Source organism: Curvivirga sp., from assembly GCF_965219885.1.
Taxonomy (GTDB): Bacteria; Pseudomonadota; Alphaproteobacteria; order UBA8366; family Aestuariispiraceae; genus Curvivirga.
In genome coordinates this window covers 1,537,213-1,556,746 of the sequence record NZ_CBDCOT010000009.1, presented here as the reverse complement: position 1 = coordinate 1,556,746, position 19,534 = coordinate 1,537,213, and the positions used below count along the sequence as shown (strand labels likewise).

Annotated in this window: 19 protein-coding genes; 5 read left to right on the top strand and 14 right to left on the bottom strand. The window is 42.5% G+C overall.

Annotated features, from left to right (window positions below; all coding sequences use genetic code 11):
- Positions 1-5: 5 nt before the first annotated feature.
- The 4 genes from ACOQOA_RS12795 to ACOQOA_RS12780 are packed head-to-tail and all read right to left on the bottom strand — an operon-like array spanning position 6 to position 2,753.
- The gene (locus ACOQOA_RS12795; RefSeq protein ID WP_420549011.1) at positions 6-1,247 is read right to left on the bottom strand and encodes a CCA tRNA nucleotidyltransferase; all 1,242 of its coding nucleotides are present in this window, start codon (positions 1,245-1,247) and stop codon (positions 6-8) included.
- The gene (locus ACOQOA_RS12790) at positions 1,247-1,543 is read right to left on the bottom strand and encodes a hypothetical protein (protein WP_420549010.1); all 297 of its coding nucleotides are present in this window, start codon (positions 1,541-1,543) and stop codon (positions 1,247-1,249) included. The genes ACOQOA_RS12795 and ACOQOA_RS12790 overlap by 1 nt, the downstream gene beginning before the upstream one ends.
- The gene (locus ACOQOA_RS12785; protein WP_420549009.1) at positions 1,540-2,151 is read right to left on the bottom strand and encodes a CoA pyrophosphatase; all 612 of its coding nucleotides are present in this window, start codon (positions 2,149-2,151) and stop codon (positions 1,540-1,542) included. Before ACOQOA_RS12785 ends, ACOQOA_RS12790 begins: the two co-directional genes overlap by 4 nt.
- The gene (locus ACOQOA_RS12780; RefSeq protein ID WP_420549008.1) at positions 2,151-2,753 is read right to left on the bottom strand and encodes a DUF1285 domain-containing protein; all 603 of its coding nucleotides are present in this window, start codon (positions 2,751-2,753) and stop codon (positions 2,151-2,153) included. Before ACOQOA_RS12780 ends, ACOQOA_RS12785 begins: the two co-directional genes overlap by 1 nt.
- Before the next feature lie 107 nt (positions 2,754-2,860).
- On the opposite strand from ACOQOA_RS12780, the gene ACOQOA_RS12775 reads away from it, so the two are divergent.
- The 5 genes from ACOQOA_RS12775 (at position 2,861) to ACOQOA_RS12755 (ending at position 11,233) form a co-directional block, all read left to right on the top strand.
- Entirely contained in the window at positions 2,861-3,889 is a 1,029-nt protein-coding gene (locus ACOQOA_RS12775) for an AAA family ATPase (RefSeq protein WP_420549007.1), read from the top strand.
- Between the two features lie 18 nt (positions 3,890-3,907).
- Positions 3,908-4,918: a DUF58 domain-containing protein gene (locus ACOQOA_RS12770; protein ID WP_420549006.1), complete on the top strand. Its 1,011-nt coding sequence runs from the start codon at positions 3,908-3,910 to the stop codon at positions 4,916-4,918.
- Positions 4,915-7,734, top strand: a complete 2,820-nt coding sequence (locus ACOQOA_RS12765) for a DUF4159 domain-containing protein (protein ID WP_420549005.1) — start codon at positions 4,915-4,917, stop codon at positions 7,732-7,734. The genes ACOQOA_RS12770 and ACOQOA_RS12765 overlap by 4 nt, the downstream gene beginning before the upstream one ends.
- Before the next feature lie 8 nt (positions 7,735-7,742).
- Positions 7,743-9,878, top strand: a complete 2,136-nt coding sequence (locus ACOQOA_RS12760; protein WP_420549004.1) for a hypothetical protein — start codon at positions 7,743-7,745, stop codon at positions 9,876-9,878.
- A gap of 143 nt (positions 9,879-10,021) precedes the next feature.
- Entirely contained in the window at positions 10,022-11,233 is a 1,212-nt protein-coding gene (locus ACOQOA_RS12755) for an aminotransferase class V-fold PLP-dependent enzyme (RefSeq protein ID WP_420549003.1), read from the top strand.
- 41 nt (positions 11,234-11,274) lie between these two features.
- On the opposite strand, the gene ACOQOA_RS12750 is transcribed toward ACOQOA_RS12755, so the two are convergent.
- The 10 genes from ACOQOA_RS12750 to ACOQOA_RS12705 all read right to left on the bottom strand — a co-directional run bounded on the left by ACOQOA_RS12750 (position 11,275) and on the right by ACOQOA_RS12705 (position 19,522).
- Positions 11,275-12,144 carry a TIGR01459 family HAD-type hydrolase gene (locus tag ACOQOA_RS12750; RefSeq protein ID WP_420549002.1) on the bottom strand — a complete coding sequence of 290 codons (870 nt, stop codon included), beginning with the start codon at positions 12,142-12,144 and terminating at the stop codon, positions 11,275-11,277.
- A gap of 39 nt (positions 12,145-12,183) precedes the next feature.
- The gene (locus ACOQOA_RS12745; protein WP_420549001.1) at positions 12,184-13,716 is read right to left on the bottom strand and encodes an EAL domain-containing protein; all 1,533 of its coding nucleotides are present in this window, start codon (positions 13,714-13,716) and stop codon (positions 12,184-12,186) included.
- Between the two features lie 102 nt (positions 13,717-13,818).
- Positions 13,819-14,883 carry a quinone-dependent dihydroorotate dehydrogenase gene (locus ACOQOA_RS12740; protein ID WP_420549000.1) on the bottom strand — a complete coding sequence of 355 codons (1,065 nt, stop codon included), beginning with the start codon at positions 14,881-14,883 and terminating at the stop codon, positions 13,819-13,821.
- Between the two features lie 28 nt (positions 14,884-14,911).
- The gene (locus tag ACOQOA_RS12735) at positions 14,912-15,256 is read right to left on the bottom strand and encodes a DUF952 domain-containing protein (protein WP_420548999.1); all 345 of its coding nucleotides are present in this window, start codon (positions 15,254-15,256) and stop codon (positions 14,912-14,914) included.
- Positions 15,257-15,332: 76 nt separating this feature from the next.
- Positions 15,333-16,403: an NAD(P)H-dependent flavin oxidoreductase gene (locus ACOQOA_RS12730; protein WP_420550109.1), complete on the bottom strand. Its 1,071-nt coding sequence runs from the start codon at positions 16,401-16,403 to the stop codon at positions 15,333-15,335.
- Between the two features lie 36 nt (positions 16,404-16,439).
- On the bottom strand, positions 16,440-16,820 hold the full coding sequence (locus tag ACOQOA_RS12725; protein WP_420548998.1) for a 3TM-type holin: 381 nt from the start codon (positions 16,818-16,820) through the stop codon (positions 16,440-16,442).
- 11 nt (positions 16,821-16,831) lie between these two features.
- Complete coding sequence (locus ACOQOA_RS12720) at positions 16,832-17,287, bottom strand: cell wall hydrolase (RefSeq protein ID WP_420548997.1); 456 nt, start codon at positions 17,285-17,287, stop codon at positions 16,832-16,834.
- Between the two features lies 1 nt (position 17,288).
- Positions 17,289-17,579 (bottom strand): hypothetical protein, encoded by a 291-nt coding sequence (locus ACOQOA_RS12715; protein ID WP_420548996.1) that lies wholly within the window; start codon positions 17,577-17,579, stop codon positions 17,289-17,291.
- A gap of 27 nt (positions 17,580-17,606) precedes the next feature.
- Positions 17,607-19,139, bottom strand: a complete 1,533-nt coding sequence (gene terL / locus ACOQOA_RS12710; RefSeq protein WP_420548995.1) for a phage terminase large subunit — start codon at positions 19,137-19,139, stop codon at positions 17,607-17,609.
- Positions 19,136-19,522 carry a hypothetical protein gene (locus ACOQOA_RS12705; protein ID WP_420548994.1) on the bottom strand — a complete coding sequence of 129 codons (387 nt, stop codon included), beginning with the start codon at positions 19,520-19,522 and terminating at the stop codon, positions 19,136-19,138. The genes terL and ACOQOA_RS12705 overlap by 4 nt, the downstream gene beginning before the upstream one ends.
- Positions 19,523-19,534: the final 12 nt, after the last annotated feature.

The following is a 19,534-nucleotide window of genomic DNA, read 5'->3' as shown; positions in this document are numbered from 1 at the left end:
AATGATTATTCCTTCTTCGCGATTTTCTCTAATCTGGACAAACAGGTTTCGCGATCCATTTGAAAACCGCTGCCAATCCATTCATCTTCCACTTGTTTAAGAATTTGCCCCACTTCGGGACCTGCTTCAACCCCCATATTTATGACGTCTCGACCCAGCAATGGGAATTCAGGTTGCCCCATTTTCTCGGCAAAAAGACGTAACGTATCCCAGTTCCCAACTTCATCACGAATTTGGCCTAGTTGGGCAATATCCTTCGCTAAGTCAGGACCGATCTTATTATAAGTGTCATAGAAAATTTTATCGGATAAATCCTTAAAAACCTCACGTGGTGTATAAAGGCCAATAAAGTAATTCTTTTCTGCATTAGAAAAACGTAAAGTATTTGCAAGTTGTCTTGCTTCTTTTTGATCAAGATGGGCATGCAGCAATGCTAATCGTTGTAATGGATTTTTCGCATTTAATTCATCCATGCAAAAAATATCTTGATCAATGACCCTAACGGGCATCTGCCTATATATCTGATCAAACATACCAATTTGGTTCATCGCAGATAGAGTGGATGAAATTTTTGAAATGGTGAGTAACTTAGACCATTCCTGCCAGATGCGTTCGGTGGCTAAACGCGGAAGATGACTTACGAACTCTTCACATATCGCTAGAACATTCTGGTCAAATCCTTGACGTTCATAGCGTGCAGAAAAACGAAAATAACGTAATAAACGCAATGCATCTTCTGTCATACGTAGACGTGGATCACCGACAAATCGCACATGCCCGTCTTTTAAATCATCCCATCCACCGAAATAATCATACAGATTTCCGCCAATATCCATATACAGCGCATTCATCGTAAAATCCCGGCGAGCCGCATCCTCTTGCCAGTCATCGGTGAATTCTACAACAGCATGCCGTCCGTCTGTTTCTACATCTTTACGAAGAGTAGTTAACTCATAGGGAACATGATTTAAAACTGCAGTTATTGTACCATGAGACAATCCTGTAGGGATCACCTTCAAACCCGCTGCCTTGAGAGATTTCATTACATAGTCGGGATCACGATCAACAGCGATATCAAAATCGTTTACCTCACGCCCAATCAGAAAATCTCTTACACAGCCGCCGACAAAACGCCCTTCAATACCCGAAGCCTCCAACACCTGAAACAGACGTAAAATATTTGGATCATCAAGCCAATTAGGCCTCATGGATACCTTCGTCGTTACAAGAGTTGCATCTGAAAGCATTACTCGTCAGTTTCTTTGACAAATTGGCCAGGTACCAATTCACCATTCTCCATATGTGGTGGTACATACTTGCCGTGGAACCCATCATAATTTGGAAAACCGAACACCAAAAAAGTAAGGATCAACAAGACACCACCAAAACCAATTAAACGAAACCAAGGCCATGCATGATAGGCTGGAATATGCTCCGCTGTCTCATCTTCTTTTTTCCATTTGGCACGCAAGCGAACCAAAAAGAAATAAATTAAAGTCGGTGCGATAAGTGGTAATACCACTGTCAAAATTATCCGGATCATTTTCCCTCCAGAATATCAACCAGATTAACTAACATGCCCGCCGTCGCACCCCATATATGATAGTCTTTATAAGGTAGAACGTAAAAATGACGACGGATGGATTCAAATTCATACGCTTGTTTTACGTGGTTCTCACGGTTCAAGAAAAAGGTCAATGGGACTTCAAAAATAGAGGCGACCTCAAAGTCATCCAATTCAGTTTCAAAAGGAGGTGTTACCACCCCTACCACAGGTGTCACGTCAAATCCCGTACGCGTAATATACGGATCCAATTGCCCAATGGTTTCCACATGTCGGCGATCAAGTCCGACTTCTTCTTCTGTCTCTCTTAACGCCGTGTCGATCGCATCTAAATCGTCTTTTTCTGCTCGTCCCCCCGGAAAACTGATTTGTCCGGCATGATCATGCAGATGATCCGTACGCTGTGTTAAAAGGACTGTTATTCCATCGTCTCTTTGCACCAATGGTACAAGAACCGAAGCTGGCGTCAATGGGTCTCGCATAGGTTTCATGCCCGGATTTAAATCCGCATCCCCCCGTTTGCGTGTATCATCAGGTTGCCTGATTCTATGTGCCTCCAAAGCAGCGATAACGTCAGCTATATGCATTAACCTTCTTCCAATGAACCAATTTCAAAGAAATGACCTGAAGACCATATACCTAACTTTACCTGTCCTTCATGTTCAATCTCTTCTGCCAATGCCACAAGATCATAAAACACACTTCGTACAATCAGGGCTTCAAGATCATCTCTTATTAAAACGTAAGGTGCAGGTTCATCGGTTTCAAGATCAACGTCAATGCGCAATGGATGCTCTTTATCCACCGTTACCCAATGATCTAAATTACTTCGAAGAGAAAGAGTTTGATCTTTTCCCTGCCCTTCAACAATCATTTCAACAGCAACAAAAGGTGCATCCTCAACTTCAATTTTGCCTTTTTCAACTGGCGTAACCAACCAAAATTGGCCTTCATCATCCTTTTGCAAAATCGTAGAAAAAAGTTTGCATAAAGCCTGACGTTTAATTTGTCCGCCTTCGTGATACCAATCCCCATTACGCGCAATAAACATATCATAATTGCAAATCTGATCCGGCCATGGAAAATCGCGTAATCCTTGTCCGTTTTCCATCAGTTCTTTGATGCTTTGCTTAGCGGCTTTTTCCGCCTCATTCATGCCAGATTCCAGTTGTTTTAATGGGTCATTCATAATTCTGTGATCCGGTTTCTATAGTCTGCATAAAAAGCATGTGTTAGACTTACCTCATAAAGTGTTATGCTAAGTCTTACATCTTACCTCTAGTTTAAGGTTTATCCATGTCCGCGACAAATGAAACTTTTGAAATCAATTCATTAAACGAAGATCTGGAAACAGCTCTCACTCAATCTCTTGCTGAGGCTTCTACTAAAATCCAGAAAATACGCACAGAAATTGCGCAGGTCATCATCGGGCAAGAGAATGTCGTTGAACAAAGTTTAATTACTGTTCTTGCAAGCGGACATGCGGTTTTAATTGGGGTGCCAGGCCTTGGAAAAACTTTACTGGTTGAAACTCTAGGGCAGGTTTTGGGTCTTTCAGAAAAACGTGTACAATTCACACCGGATTTAATGCCTGCCGATATTCTAGGGTCAGAAGTTTTAGAGGAAAATGAAAGCGGTCGTCGTCGCTTTCGTTTCCTGCAAGGACCGATTTTCAGTCAACTTTTAATGGCTGATGAAATTAATCGTGCAAGCCCGCGAACGCAATCGGCCTTGCTTCAAGCAATGCAAGAACGACGTGTATCTATCGCAGGTCATTACCATGACTTACCTCAACCTTTCCATGTTTTAGCGACCCAAAACCCGTTGGAACAGGAAGGTACTTATCCACTTCCTGAAGCTCAACTTGATCGCTTTTTGATGGAAATCACCATTGAGTATCCTGATAAAGAAACCGAGCGAGAAATTATTCTAAACACCACCGGTATCGAAATGAAGCAGCCTGAAGCGGTTCTAACACCTGCAGATCTAATGGACATTCAAAAACTTGTAAAACAAATACCGGTTGGAGAAAGCGTTATAGAAGTCATACTTGAACTAGTACAATCTTGTCGCCCGGAACAAAGTGCACATTCCTTGGTGAAAGAGCATGTAGCCTGGGGACCTGGACCACGTGCAAGTCAGGCCTTTATTCAAGCAGCGCGTGCACGCGCTGTTTTACAAGGAAGACTTTCACCTTCTATCGACGATGTCATTGCCCTAGCCAAACCGATTTTACGACATCGTATGGCTTTAGGATTTGCGGCTTACAGTGCTGATATCACTTTGGATAAGCTTATTGATGAATTGTTAATTCCGTTCCGTTAAAGAGATATAGTTAATCTGATGATTGGATCAAAAACCAAAAAGAAAAAAAAGAGATTATCTCTGCTTGGGCTGTCCCTAAAAAAGCAGAAAAAGCTTCATGTTTTTGAAGAACACTCAGATCATTTAACCTATCTACAAGCAGACGCGCAAGATATCGCAAAATCCCTCCCTGCACTTTTACTTGCAGCGGAACGCGTTGCAACTACAGTTGCACAAGGCGTACATGGGCGACGACGTGCAGGTACAGGTGAAAGCTTCTGGCAATATCGTCCATTTAATATGGAAGATAGTCGACAAAAAATTGATTGGCGCCGGTCCGCTCGCTCGGATTCACTTTATGTACGTGAAACAGAATGGGAGGCTGCTCAATCTCTCTGGATTTGGCGAGATTCCTCTCCCTCCATGAACTATTCTTCCCATAAGAAAAAAATAAAAAAAGGGATACGTGCCGATATTCTGGCCTTAGCTGTTGCGCATCTTGCTTTGCAAGCCGGCGAAAGGGTTGGTTTATTACAGCACATGGATACTGCAGGACAAGGACGCATGATGCTTCAGAAACTTGCACATGCCCTCATTGAAAATCGGGAAGCTAATCAGGATGAAGATACCTTCGTCAGTTTTTTACAAAAACTACCGCCCAATGCCCATATTCTTCTCATTAGCGACTTTCTGGATAGTCCAGAAGTTATTGAAAAACGCACTCGTATTTTAGCGGAACGTAAAATAAAAGTAAGTTTCCTATGTATCTTCGATCCTGCGGAAAAATCGTTACCTTTCAAAGGGCGCATACGTTTTAACGGTTTGAAAAACGAGTTACCTATTTTAATTAGGCGTACACAATCCATCCGTCCAGACTACAAAGAAAAACGTAAGGCGCATTTTACCTATCTACAAAATCTGGCGTATCACAACAATTGGCAATGGTTGTCCCACAATACGAAGAACTCAGCCGAGAGTTGTTTGATGGCATTATATCAAATGATGGACCGGCCCCAGCATACAGCAAAGGTCAGAGAGGTAAGATTATGATCCCAGATCTCTTTTCGAACCTACTCCATATCAATTTTGCTGCACCTTGGTTACTACTGGGTTTGTTAGGATTACCGGCACTTTGGTTTTTTCTCCGTGTAACACCGCCACCGCCCAAACAAATAGCCTTTCCCGCAATCATGCTCCTAACAGGCATATTCAATCAAAATCAATCTTCAGATAAAGCCCCGTGGTGGCTGGTTGCATTGCGCTTAACATTACTAGCGACTCTCATATTTGCTTTTGCACATCCACGCATCTATCAAGAGAAAGTCATTCCAGGACAAGGGCCGGTAGTGCTTGTCATCGAAAATGACTGGACGAGCGGGCAAAATTGGTCCGAACTTATGCAGATCGCCGACACTATTCTGGATGATGCATCTCGTCAAAATCGTGAAATTTATATTGCTTCAACACAGTCTTCTGATCTCGACAAAAAATTCAACTTCCATGGCCCACTTTCGCCACAAACAGCAAAAGATCAACTGGCTCAGCTTTCATCTATCCCCATAACTGTGGATTACCAGCCCTTACTCAATCAGCTAAAAAAGACAAACTTTGAAATTTCACCCGATATCGTTTGGTTACAAAGTGGCATTCAAGATTCTAAGACATTGAATTTTGAAAAACGACTTACTCAAATTGGTGAGGTACATCTTTATCAACCCCAAAGTTATAACTTACCTGTTACTTTATCTCTCTCAAAAGATAGCTTAGCCGAACCTTCTGGGATTGAGGTCCTAATTACACGAACAAGAACACAGAACCTGTCCCAGAATGATGCAATTAGTATCGCCCGTGAGATTACTTTATCAATAAAAGCACAAAATGGGCGTTTACTTGGTCAACAGCTTATCCAATTTGGTCAAGGAGAATTTGAAAAGTCAGTTCCACTTAATTTACCTAAAAACCTGATTGGCGAAATTGCCCAGATATCCATTGATGGGCAATCACATGCAGGTGCAATATTCCTGCTAGATGATCGCTGGAGAAACACACAAATTGGTATTTTACAGCCGGAGGGCGCAAACGACCTTCCCCTTTTATCCGAAAGTTATTACCTCGATAAAGCCAGTATAGAATTAGGATCAGTCAGCGTTGCCCCGTTACATATGCTACTCAGGTTACGAACTGGTGTGATAATGATGCCAGATGCGGTTTCCCTCTCAGCGGATGAAACAGTTGAGCTAACCAATTGGTTAGAACAAGGTGGAGTTTTGATCCGATTTGCGGGGAGGAATTTGGCCCATAATGCCGAAACGGATCCGCTGCTTCCCATATCATTGCGTCATGGAGGACGTGCTCTTAATGGTATGTTGCAATGGGAAAAACCTGCACATCTTAAAAACTTTAATAACGAAAGCCCACTGGCAGGCCTTGGCGTCCCGGATGATGTTATCATCAAACAACAGGTTCTTTCTCAAACAAGCGCAGATTCGAAAAAGACAAGCTGGGCACAACTTGAAGATGGTACCAGTTTAATTTCCGGCAAAAAACAAGGAAAAGGCTGGCTTATTCTCTTCCATACAACTGCAAATGCGGAATGGTCCAACTTAGCGTTATCTGGCATTTTCCCAAAAGTATTAGAACGCTTAACCCGTCTCTCCTTTCTACCAGATCATATAAAGGCGAATGATTTAAACAATACATCCTTACCGTATCACCCAATACGGATCGTTAATGGGCAAGGTCAACTGACCTCACCTGTATCAGATGTTCATTCGTTGGATTTAAAGGAGGCACCTGCTGTCACGCGACATACTCCACCAGGTATCTATGGGGGACAAGGGTATAATCAAGCCTTAAATCTTGTGCAAAGCCTTGTACCATTACAACTATACATTCCAAAAACGAAAGCTCTTCATAGGTTGAGCAAAGAGATCGCTAAATCTACAGATTTGAAGCCAGTTTTATTGAGTCTTGCATTGATTTTATTACTTCTTGATGCGATTAGCTCCCTTGCATTAAGAGGTCAACTGCCTCGTCTTTCAACTCAATTTGAACGTTTTATTTTAGCTGCCTTTCTTACTACAGGAATGAGTTGGTTTATACCACATATAGCACATGCTCAAGAAGCCCAGATTGAAGATATGATTGTTCAATCTTTAATCACACCTCAAAGCAGTAACTTTGATACGAGTACGGGTTTAGCATATGTCCTTACAGGAAACTCAAAGGTCGACAAAACCAGTCATGAAGGCTTAGCTGGGCTCGCTTTTATACTTAATCAACGCACAGCGATAGAAGCTGCAACCCCTGTCGGTATCGACTTAAAACAAAGCGAATTGGCCTTCTATCCTTTGATCTATTGGCCAATTACGCAAGATCAACGAAATCTTACTCAAACAGAAATCAATAATATAAATAACTATTTATCGTTCGGCGGTAGTATTCTTTTTGATTCACGCAGTCCCGAACATTCAAATACGACCATGATGTCACATCTACAAAGATTGACGAATGGTATTAATATTCCTGCTTTGGTGCCGATTGAAACAGATCATGTACTGACAAAAAGTTTCTATCTGCTTCAAGATTTCCCGGGACGCTGGCAAGGTGGAAATCTTTGGGTTGAACCCATTCAGGCAGGTACTGCTGATGGCGTAAGCCGTATAATGGTTGGACAAAATGACTGGGCAGGCGCCTGGGCCATGGATGAATATGGCCGACCTCGTTTCCCAGTTACACCGGGTGGCGAAGGTCAAAGGGAAATGGCTTATCGTTTCGGGGTAAATTTGATGATGTATATGCTGACCGGCAATTATAAAAAAGATCAGGTACATATCCCAGCTATACTTGAACGCCTTGGGCAATAGAGGTGATTATGGATAGTGTGTTAAGCTTTGTGACATCTCCCAATACAGCAAGTTCAATTTTATGGGATCCGTATATTTCAACAACATTTCTATGGGTAGGATTAAGCGTCACCTTAGTTCTTTTTGTTTACAGCTTCTTTAACAAAATTAAAGGTAGTTTGTTACGACTTTTCGTAGCAGTGTTTTTACTGCTTACGCTCGCCAATCCTGTATGGGTCGAGAAAGAAAAAGAAGCCCAACCTGATATTGCCTTACTACTAATTGATGATAGTCCGTCACAACGGGTTAATGATCGCACCAATCAGACACAGGAAGCCTTAGATTACTTACAGAAAGTAATCACAACACAGAATACCTCACTTGAAATAAGAAACTTAAAACTTAACAACTTGATAAGCATAGAGGAAAATCGATCAGAAACACTTATAACAGAAGCATTAAGCCGTGCCATTGCAGATATACCTGAAGAACAATATGCGGGAACAGTTTTAATCACTGATGGTCAAGCGCATGATAGCATTGAAGAAATAGAAACACTTAAAGCACAAAGAAAATTTCAAAATAAGCCGTTACATGTATTGGTCACAGGTTCTAAGAAGGAGGTCGATCGCCGAATAACTTTGGTTAATATTCCATCTTACGGCATGGTAGATGAGGAAGCTGTGATTAGTTTTAGAATTGATCAGGTTGGCGCTTCTACGCCACAAAATGCCTTGTTAACAATACGTGCGGATGGACAAAAAACACGCCGCGTAGAAACGACTGTCGGGCAACTTACAGAACTAAGAATTCCACTTGAAAGACGTGGTCCATTAAATGTAGCACTTCACGTTGAAGAAATTCCGAATGAAATCAGTTTAGGAAATAACCAAACTGCAATTTCTATCAATGCTGTACGGGATCGACTAAAAGTCTTATTAGTATCTGGCGTGCCTCATCCTGGGGAGCGTACTTGGCGTAACTTATTAAAATCCGATCCTTCTGTAGATCTAGTTCATTTCACAATTCTACGCCCACCAGAAAAACAAGATGACACACCTGTGCATGAATTATCATTGATCGCCTTTCCAACTAGAGAACTTTTTCAGACTAAACTTCACGAATTTGACCTGGTTGTCTTTGATAGATATCGACGTAGAGGCGTTTTACCATCTATCTATCTACGTAACATCGTCACATATGTCGAAGAAGGCGGCGCATTACTTGAAATCGGTGGCCCTAGCTATGCAAGCCCATATAGCCTTTATCGAACGTCCCTTGGAGATATTCTTCCAGGAGAGCCAGATGGGGAAGTTCACCAAGAAGCCTTCAAACCCACAGTGACTGAAGAAGGTATCCGACATCCGGTAACAGCACGCTTACCAATGGGCCCTGTAATTGCAATGAATGATGACATTCGTTGGGGACGTTGGTTACGCCAAATAAGTGTGGAAGCTAAGGAAGGAAATGTCCTGATGAATGGTGTTGCTGAGCAACCCTTACTTATCTTAAATCGTGTTGAAAAAGGTCGTGTCGCGCAACTGTTTTCTGATCAAATATGGCTTTGGGCAAAAGGCTATGAAGGCGGTGGCCCATATTCCGAACTCATTCGAAGACTGTCCCATTGGCTCATGAAAGAACCAGAGCTGGAAGAGAATGACCTGAAAGCTCAAATAAGAGGCGATAAATTATTCATTGAAATGCGAAGCTTGGAACAGCAACAGCACCCAAATGTAACGATCGAAGGTCCAGATGGCCTCTCAAGTCAGCTTCCATTACGTGATGTTGGGAATGGTCGATATCTTGGTGAGAAACAATTAGAAGTTATCGGTCTACATCAGGTTAGCAATGGAAATCGTACCGTTTTGGCGACAGAAAACGTAGGACAAAACAAAGAGTGGCAAGCGCTGAATGCAACCACTGCACATATTGAACCCCTTACACAAAGCACCAACGGTAGTTATCGGTTCATTGAGGATGGATTACCTGACATCCATTACAAAAATGCTAGCCGCAAATATGCTGGAAAAAGTTGGATCAGCTTTGTGAAAAATGACTCATACAAAATTACAGGCGTTATCTACAGAAATCTAATCAATGGGTGGTTTGGCGTAATCATGGCAATCACCCTGATCATACTTTGTTGGCGCAGAGAAGCACGTTAGATTGAATTATATTTCAAAACTCACATATAAAAAGAAATATTATGTAAACGCAGAATTTACTTGCAAAATCTTCTAAATGAGAGACATATCGGGATAATTAATCAAATAATCAAAAAAAATCGGTATCGAAGCAAGGGATTTAAATGTCGGAAACACCCGCTCTGCGTGACCATGATAAACCTATCACCGCAACAGGACATACTGTCCGTGACTATTGGCTGTTAGAGCCTGACATAACATATCTGAACCATGGGGCTTTTGGTGCTCTTGCGAAAGATGTTCATGAGGTTGCCAATAATTGGCGCATGATAATGGAAAGACAGCCATCTGAATTTATCCGTGAAATCTTACGTCCCAACTTACGAAAAACAGCGAACTTTCTTGGAAATTACGTTGGTGCCCAAGGAGACGATATCGTTTTCGTAGATAATGCCTCCACCGCAATTAATGCTGTTTTACGCTCATTAGTGCTTCTCCCGGGTGACGAAGTGGTTACAAGTAACCACGCACATGACACTGTCTTGCGAACTTTGGAATTCATTTGTGAACGTGCAGGGGCACGATTACATATCGCTAACATTCCGTTCCCAATCGAAGATCGGGATGATGCTGTGGATGCTATCACTGACCGATTATCACCACGCACACGTTTGGTTGTCATTGATCATATCACATCTCTAACAGGCCTTACTTTGCCATTACAAACTATTTTGGATGAATGCAGTGATCGCGCTATTCCAACATTGGTTGATGGCGCTCATGCACCCGGGCAGGTCAATCTAGAAATCGAAAAAATGGGATGTAGCTGGTATGTGGGAAATGCGCATAAATGGCTTGGCTCCCCACGTGGCTCAGCTTTCCTCTGGACGCATCAAGATTTGCAAGCGCGCGTTCGCCCGACAACGATCAGTAACTTTATCAGTGATGGCTATACAGCCGCGTTTGATTGGCCAGGTACGAAAGATTTTTCCCCTTACCTATCTATTACAGCTGCCATTCAATTTCGCGCTCGCTTCGGGGAAGACAAAATCGCCAACTATTGTCAGGATTTGATCATCAAAGCGGCCAATCACCTAAGCACAGTTTTAGGTGTAGAACGCGGCGCCCCGGATAATATGACGGGCTTTATGACAACATTTGCCTGGCCGGGGAAAGATAAAGCCACGTTAGAGAATGTGAATAATATCCGCCTCATTTTGCGAAATGAATATCAAGTGGAAGTAGAACCTAAAATCATCAATGGCAAAATCTGGATACGAATTTGCGCCTATATCTACAACGAAATGGATGATTATAAAAAGCTAGCCGATGCTATTCAGGATATAGTTTCTAAAGACCTAATTAGTCAGGCTTGAACAAAAGGCGTAGAAACTATCTACGCCTTGTCATGCACATATTACCAAACAAATCTATAACTTGAATATTTAGGTACGATACCACGCTTAGCTGTCAGCGCATCGATTTTAACTTGTTGCGGTGGATGACCTAATTCATCACCATGAATGCCGCCACAAATGAACAAGCCTTCACCACCTGCAATATGCGCGCCTTCGATGTCATGGGCTAATGAATCACCAATCCCCACAATACGTTTTGCATTCGGTGCAAGGGACTTACAATATTCATAAGTCTCCTCTTGAGGCTTACCATGCCAACGTACTGTGCCGCCCATATTTTCATATTCCAACGCTACCTGCCCCGGACACATGTTTAAGGTGCCATCCGGCGCAACACTTACTAAATCCGGGTTCACGCATATCAATGGCAACTTCTTTTCCAGCGCGACCCGTAAATAGGGACGATAATAATCTAGATCGCCTTCATTTGTGCCTGTGCATAGAATAAAATCTGCTTCTTCTGCTGTTTTAACAACCTCCTTGCCTGTTCCATCAAGAATGGCAAGATTGTCATCATTCCAAGTGAAAGGTAGCGTTTTCGCACCTAACGAAGCAAATATAGGATCGGATTTAGCCATAAAATTACGATGGCAAAGTTCGCCCGATGTCACCACATGATCATACAGACCTTTATGGATACCCATGCCTTCCATACGGTCATAAGAATCATCTACGCGCTTACCAGAGTTTGAAAGAATGACTATTGTTTTACCATCAACCTTACGTAATTCTTCCATGGCTTCAACAGCACCTTCATGTGCAGTCTCACCATTATGCAAGACCCCCCATTGATCAATGAGGAACAAATCAAATTCATCAACAATTTCTGATAAACCAGAAATCATCTTACTGGTTACATGTGCAGGCATCACATTTCTACTTTCAAAACTCAAAGAAACAGAAAAGGCTTAGGCAATTCGTAAGCCGCTAGAAGGGTCTTTAACGGGTTTAGCCTCTCCAAACAAGATGCCCTGCCCATATTCAATGCCCAAATCCATTACATCCATCAACATACGTTCCGATGCGATATGATTACCAATCAGCTCAATATTCTCTTTCTCAAGATTAGCTTTCATATGCTGGAAACGTGCATCACCGATGCGTTTAATGAGTGCCAAGACAGTCGGGCTATCCAGTTTTACATAACTAATATGGGATCGCCCCATAGCCATTGCATCCAGATTGAAGTCACGTACATTGTCCAGCGCGAAACGTAATCCAATACCAGCTAAACGTCCCATAGGTTCACGTAAGTCATCCAATAATGGATCGATGGTTTCATGATCAAGTTCCAGAACCAAACTGCGTGCCAACGTACGTCGTTTTTCCATATATTCAGAAAAATCACGCAAGAAAGAAACATCAGACAAGGTTGCCGGCGATACGTTACAGAAAATCGCACGATCAAATTCAAGCCCGCCATTCTGCTTCAAAATTTGTGCGCAACGATAGAGCAGCAATGTATCAGCAGTCGGGTTAAGCCCATCTTCATCCATCAACATCTGGATGCGTTCTGGTACTAGTAACTCGCCATCCTTAGAACGCAATCGACCAAAAGCTTCAAAGAAGCGGCGCTTGCGTTGCGGCAATGTATGGATAGGCTGTAGATGCGCGTCCAGACGTTTAGCTTCTAGCGCCTCACGAACGATTGGAAGTAAGGATTCATCAAGTTCCACATGCGGTTTGATACGCGGCGTACCATCCTCATAAATATCATCACCACTATCTTCTTCGACAGCACGATCTTTAACTTGTGGAGGTAACCCTTCAGAATATAGTTTGTCTACAAGACCTTGGAGAACTTCAACTTCCTTCGCCATGGCTTGACGGCGTTCATCTTCGGTTTCTTGGGGAAGTTCATCTTCCTCGTCATATTCTTCTTCGTAGCCTTCATCCTCAAAGTCAGAATCTTCTCCGGCCTCTAAGGCATCTAACCAATGAGGCTCTTCTTCGCCTTCTTCTATGCCATCTTCTTCGTAATATTTTTCCTCATAGCTCTCCTCTTCAGGAGTTTCATGATTTCCAGCTAGGAAAGACGGCACCTCAACATTTTCCGATACGGCTGGTTCTTGTGTATTTGAGATGGCCGCAGCAGGTCTAGCACGTTTAATTGCAGGTTTGCTTTTTGGAAGTGCTGCAACCTCTTCAGATATAGGATCAACTTTCTCTTCTTGATCAAAAACCAACATGTCATTGCGGATATCAAGCAATTCCAACTTGGTTTTATCATACGCTTTTTTAAGAAGAAGTAAGTGGCGTGCTTGTGTTGCTTCAATTTGGCGGCGATGGATATTTTCATGGACCAGACCGGATACAGCGGCAACTAAAATGCCAACTGTAATACCTTCACCCAATGACACTGTTGCCATAAAAGTTGGCAAGGCAATGCCTAAGGTCAGGGAAAGTAACAAATACCCTATAATAATAAAGATCTGCTGCATCGATCCACCTGCCAGATAAAAACCCCAATTGTGAAACAAGTTAAATACTTCACTAAAAAGGGTTTAGCCTGAGTCGCCCCAATTTGACTAGAGGCATAATACCTATCTATGGTCTGCACCCACAGCTTGGCCAACATTTTCAAACCCGTCCCTAGCCAAACATTCAGATAACTCACGCTTGATACGCGGTATCAAACTTGGCCCATGATAAACAAGTGCTGAGTATAACTGAACTAGAGAGGCTCCCGCTCTAATTTTTAAATATGCATCTTGACCTGATGCGACCCCGCCAACGCCAATCAACGGAATCTTACCATCTGTACGTTTATAAACATCCGCTAGAACTTCGGTAGATAGTTCCATTAATGGCTTACCACTTAAACCACCTGTCTCTTCTGCGGTTTTCTTATCTTTTAAAGTGTCTGGACGCGAAATGGTTGTGTTGGAAATAATCAATCCATCGATATTCATCTCGAGCGCAAGGCTTGCAATATCGCTCAAATCATCATCATTCAAATCCGGCGCAATTTTCACCAACAATGGCGGCTTTCGTTTTTCCCCCATCGCTTTATCACGTGCTTCTAGAGTCGCTGCAACCAAATTGGCCAGCTCCGTTTTATCCTGTAATGCGCGCAAGCCCGGCGTATTTGGTGAAGAAACATTAATCACCAAATAATCCGCGAATGGGGAAAGTTTTTCTGCACCAATTGCATAATCCGACGCAGCATCTTCCGTCGTTTTATTTTTACCAAGATTAACGCCAACAATACCGTTCCCATGGCGATGCGCTAAATTTTTGGCCGCGACTTGCATCCCTTTGTTATTAAAACCGAGGCGGTTAATAACGCCGCCATCCTTCGGCAAACGGAAAATACGTGGCTTTGGATTTCCATCTTGTGCCTTCGGAGTGATAGAACCCACTTCAACAAAACCAAGCCCCGTTTCCAACATAGCATCAGCAACTTCTGCATTTTTATCAAACCCGGCCGATAATCCGATAGGGTTTGGGAAATACATATCCCAGACCTTAGTCACTAAGCGTCCATCTTCATCTGCAAATGCCTTTGGCCCTAATCCCATTTTTAAAGCCGCCAATGTCATATTATGTGCCTTTTCGGGATCAAGACAGCGTAAAAACGGTAATGCAAAATCAGCTAATACAGACATGGTCTATCCATTCATCTCGTTTAGATTATTAATCATCCATTTCGGGGAAAATATGAAGACCTTGATCATCAAGCGCAAGAGGCGTTGCCCAAACCACCGCTTCTAGCTGTAATTCACCATATAGATGAGGAAATAATGCACCGCCACGAGATTCTTCCCATTTCAGTTCATCACCCAACATGCTTTCATCCACCGCCAGTAGGACTAAATCAGGATTACCCGCTTTATGCACCGCAGCAGATTTTATAATTTGCTCTTTATTTGAAAAGTGGAGGAAACCATCTCCTAAATCTTCTTCACGACCGGTATAAACACCTTCTTCAGCTTGTTTTATCCAGCAAGTTTTATCTGCCAGATGATAGATCGTCGCCATGATTTAGTTTCCCATAAATTGATAGTATCTATTGGCGCTATACATAGCTTGTCCAACATTAACAAGCAAAGGGAATCTATATTTCTGAAACCAACCACTTTGTCATATCTACTGCTGAAACCTCTTTACAACCAGTTGTATTTTGGCCTGCCCAAAGAGAGGAAAAGTCATGGATACCTTGCTTCTCAGCAGCTGCTTTTAACGGACCAATAAGCCCTCCCGCAAGCGGGAATTCAGGTGGTAATTCACTCATCGGGCCAAGTTCACGCATCAGTCTATTTACAATACCTCGGGCAGGTCTCCCCGAAAATAAATTTGTAAGTGCTGTATGTTGAGCATCGCTAGATTTAAGTGCCTCCCTATGTAAGGAAATCGTGTTTGCTTCATCGCAAAGCATATAACTTGTCCCCACTTGTACCATATCCGCACCAAGTTCCAACATTGCCTTCACCTCTTTAGGCGATGCAATCCCCCCTGCGGCAATAACGGGTAGGTCTATTGCTTGCTTAATTTGAGGGAGCAAAGAAAAAACACCCAGCTGTTTAGTTATGTCATCAGATAAAAAATGCCCACGATGACCACCGGCTTCAAGTCCCTGGGCAATAACCGCATCTACACTCTGATCCGCCAAAAAAACAGCTTCTTCAACCGTCGTGGCAGAAGATAGAATTCGCGCGCCCCAAGATCGAACCCTTTGCAATAATTCAGATGATGGCAAGCCGAAATGAAAACTAACCACTTCCGGTTTAAATTTTTCCAAGACATCAGCCATGTCGCTACTAAATGGAGCACGGCCAGGCCCTGCTTTAACTTCCGCTGAATTTAGACCAACTTCATTGAAATATGGCGCAAGCGTTTCCCGCCATTTAACGTCACGACTAGCATTAGGAGCAGGGTCTTCATGAACAAAAAAATTCACATTAACTGGTTTAGAAGTTGCCCCCTTGATAGTTACTAATTCTTCTTCCAGTTTTTCAGCATTTAACATCGCACAAGGAAGCGACCCCAAAGCTCCCGCTTCACTGCAAGCAATTGCCATCGCACTTCCTTGTATTCCTAACATAGGAGCTTGAATCAAAGGATATGAAAGGCCTAAACTTTTATAAAATGACATATCGTGAACTCTCTCAGTATCTAGAAACTTTATTATGGCAGGTCACATCTATATGTCATGAGAAACTTCTTATTTCTCTTTCCAAAGACTTATTCCCTTTTCAGCACCTCGGCTCACAATATATCCACCAACACCTATCTTTAGAAGTTCCCATAAATGGTCTGGCATCACCACAGAAGCCACACTAAAAACCGGGGCGATTACATAGTTATGAGCCACGATATATCCAAACAACACCATCAACATAGGACGCCAGTTTCGTTGTAACCAACTTTCTCCTTTTGCCTCTGCAATAACAACTGAAGCTGCTGCTCTTTCAATATCTGCCGCATGGGACAGAAGTGCTGTTTCTAATTCTACCTTTACTTTATCTCTTTCAACTTGATCAGGTAACACCCGATCCAAAACATTTCCTATCAAAGGTGTTAGTGCCGATAGTAAAGGGATCATGATGCTATCTCCTATCCGATATTTTTATAAAATTTATGACGGCCAATTCCTGCAATTGGAGTACGTCCCTTGGCCCACCAAGGTAATATTTGAGCGGCATGATAGTGGGTAGCTCCATTCGTACTATCGGCTAAAGAACCTCGTAAAGCACGCTTGGCGATGCGTTTAGCAGATGCAAAAACTTTATCTTCTTCGTTGACCTCCAACATCTTCGTTAGATTAGGGTCATCTTTGTTCCAACATGAAAACTGATAAGGTTTCTTACAGACATCCACAACATTGTTCCCCCACCAATGCCCGCCACGCGCTTGAGATTTTGCAACTCGGTTCATGACACATGATGCGACAGCCTCCATTCCTGAAAGTTGCTCCCCACGCGCTTCGCCCCAAATCGTTCGGGCTAAAACATCGACCTCTTCATTATTTAAAATTTTTAAAGGCTTAGATTTCACAGATTTACACAACATTTTACTTACCCTCAGCTGGATGATGAGTAAGCTTGGATTCAATTCGCAACAAATGCCCAGTTAATCGACGTTCGACATCTTTTAGATAAGAAATTGTTACATAACTTTTGGCGACCTCTAATTTATAGGCGGCTAAACTTTCCCTCGCTTGCGCGATTGATATTGAAACACGTTGATCCAATTCATCCATGCGATTATCTAACTCTTCTCGACTTCTCCAATTCATCCAGAATAATGCCGCCAGTGCTGGCAATTCCACAGCGGTAATCCACCAAATAATATCTATTCCCATAGAGGTTTCCTCCATATTCTAACCTTCCTAAATTTCAAATTGTGTATGTGCCTGATGTTGCTGCCCGCCGCCTTGCCATCGCGGTTGCTTATGCTTTTGCAACTTACTGTCTGCTTCAAACATATAACGATTTAAACGTACTGGTTCGCTCAACAAGCATCCTGCTACTGCGTCCAATCCATCATCCACGCCAGTTCTATTCTGCCCTGGTTTCCACTCACGCATCTCTGTTATAAAAGACGTTTTCCAGACTGATTTATGTGCTTTTAACTGACCTGCAGCTAGCACAGAATCAAATGCTTCCATTAAGCGTTTGTCTTTATTCACTGTTGAATGATGCTCCAAGACAGCTGTTCTACATCCATTTTCTCTGAAAACAGCTCGCAGTAACCCAGGTAAAAACTTACCTATTCCATTCGTTTCAATTGTCACACTTGGCAAATGCAATTCACGTACGAAATGTAAAACTTGATTACATTGCTGACGCGCCTCATCCAGCTCAGCGTTTGTATCTGTTCGAAGATATTTCAATCGATGAAGCCAATACCTACCTTCTTCATCCGTAAATACACATGCAATTACTGAATGATCTCCTCTCACTGGGGTCCCATAAGCTGGATCCCACCAGCAACTCGCTGAAATCATCCTCCGCTGTTTAAGTAACAGAATATCTTGGCCATTACGTTCTTCGTAGTTCAATTCATCAGCATAGCTGCCTAGTTTATCCAAATCTAAACGCCCTCCATTAATACTAACGGGGTCTAACATCATTTGGCTCTTAAACTTGTTCGGACCTTGTCTACGCTTCAAATTTGCTATTTCAGACAACCCAAATCTTTCAGGCCAGCTCGCTTCTCCCTTGACGTTATAGATTGGGATTTTTAATCGTTTAAATCCGTTGAGAAATGGAAAATCCTCTCCGGCTTCTTTACGTGCAACATCTGCATAAATGGTGAAATAACTATGAGGTGTTCCAACATAAAGTTGTGTTCCATCTGGTGTAAGAATATAATCAATTTCTGATAATCGTTGACGTAGATCTTCGCGTTTTGGTACCGTATCACATGTATTTGGCACTTCGACATCGTCGCAAATAACGATATCCGCCCGGCTCCCTGTCATATTTGCTTGAATACCCTTAGCCATCATTGACGGATCACGTAATTCTATTGATCGCTTTAATGTAAATCTATCTGAAGCCCATTGATCAGGGCGAGATGGTTTAAGCTCTTGAGTTAAGGGATGACGTTCAATAATACGCTTCACATTACGTACCATTTTTATCGCTAAAGACTGCTCGGCAGCTAAGATCATTATCCTTAAATTAGGATTGAGATATAAAATCCAAGCACAAAACAATCCAATAATTGTGGACTTACCTGCCGCACGGAAAGCCATTAATAATAGGCGTTGGTCTTTTTGTCTCCATCTTACATTTAACCAATGTGCCATACGGCAATGAATATCGGGAGTTCCTTGCCCCTGTATCTCATTCCAAATCCAAACGAATTCCGTAAATGTAATAGTAATTCGCTTTTGTGAATTAGAGGAGAGCCTCATGAAACCTCTCCTCCAATCTCATCTCCTTCTTCGGAAATGTCCTGAGTTTCACGAACAGCTTTCTTTGCGCGTTTCAATAGAGACGATAACTCATTGTCACTTTCTCTTTTTTTACCCTCCACATCCGACTGGATCATTGTTGATTGTGCCAATTTCAACAGTACTTCCATATGAGTTAGCGCGGCTTTTGCACCTCCTTGTTGTGCGGTAAAAACTCTTGGATCTTCAGGTATCGGTTGACTAGTGATCAAATCATAAGCTTCCAAAGCCAAGGACAACATTTCAGGCAAGCGATCTGCCAGACGTAATTTTAGTTCATTTGTGCAATGTAAGCCTGTATTAATAGCCTCCATTGACGATTTTCCAGTTTCCTCTTTAGGCACTAAAATCTCCTT

Coding starts and splice junctions, on each gene's coding strand:
- ACOQOA_RS12795 (WP_420549011.1), bottom strand. CDS start 1,247: ATGCTTTCAGATGCAACTCTTGTAACGACGAAGGTATCCATGAGGCCT.
- ACOQOA_RS12790 (WP_420549010.1), bottom strand. CDS start 1,543: ATGATCCGGATAATTTTGACAGTGGTATTACCACTTATCGCACCGACT.
- ACOQOA_RS12785 (WP_420549009.1), bottom strand. CDS start 2,151: ATGCATATAGCTGACGTTATCGCTGCTTTGGAGGCACATAGAATCAGG.
- ACOQOA_RS12780 (WP_420549008.1), bottom strand. CDS start 2,753: ATGAATGACCCATTAAAACAACTGGAATCTGGCATGAATGAGGCGGAA.
- ACOQOA_RS12775 (WP_420549007.1), top strand. CDS start 2,861: ATGTCCGCGACAAATGAAACTTTTGAAATCAATTCATTAAACGAAGAT.
- ACOQOA_RS12770 (WP_420549006.1), top strand. CDS start 3,908: ATGATTGGATCAAAAACCAAAAAGAAAAAAAAGAGATTATCTCTGCTT.
- ACOQOA_RS12765 (WP_420549005.1), top strand. CDS start 4,915: ATGATCCCAGATCTCTTTTCGAACCTACTCCATATCAATTTTGCTGCA.
- ACOQOA_RS12760 (WP_420549004.1), top strand. CDS start 7,743: ATGGATAGTGTGTTAAGCTTTGTGACATCTCCCAATACAGCAAGTTCA.
- ACOQOA_RS12755 (WP_420549003.1), top strand. CDS start 10,022: ATGTCGGAAACACCCGCTCTGCGTGACCATGATAAACCTATCACCGCA.
- ACOQOA_RS12750 (WP_420549002.1), bottom strand. CDS start 12,144: ATGCCTGCACATGTAACCAGTAAGATGATTTCTGGTTTATCAGAAATT.
- ACOQOA_RS12745 (WP_420549001.1), bottom strand. CDS start 13,716: ATGCAGCAGATCTTTATTATTATAGGGTATTTGTTACTTTCCCTGACC.
- ACOQOA_RS12740 (WP_420549000.1), bottom strand. CDS start 14,883: ATGTCTGTATTAGCTGATTTTGCATTACCGTTTTTACGCTGTCTTGAT.
- ACOQOA_RS12735 (WP_420548999.1), bottom strand. CDS start 15,256: ATGGCGACGATCTATCATCTGGCAGATAAAACTTGCTGGATAAAACAA.
- ACOQOA_RS12725 (WP_420548998.1), bottom strand. CDS start 16,820: ATGATCCCTTTACTATCGGCACTAACACCTTTGATAGGAAATGTTTTG.
- ACOQOA_RS12720 (WP_420548997.1), bottom strand. CDS start 17,287: ATGTTGTGTAAATCTGTGAAATCTAAGCCTTTAAAAATTTTAAATAAT.
- ACOQOA_RS12715 (WP_420548996.1), bottom strand. CDS start 17,579: ATGGGAATAGATATTATTTGGTGGATTACCGCTGTGGAATTGCCAGCA.
- terL (WP_420548995.1), bottom strand. CDS start 19,139: ATGAGGCTCTCCTCTAATTCACAAAAGCGAATTACTATTACATTTACG.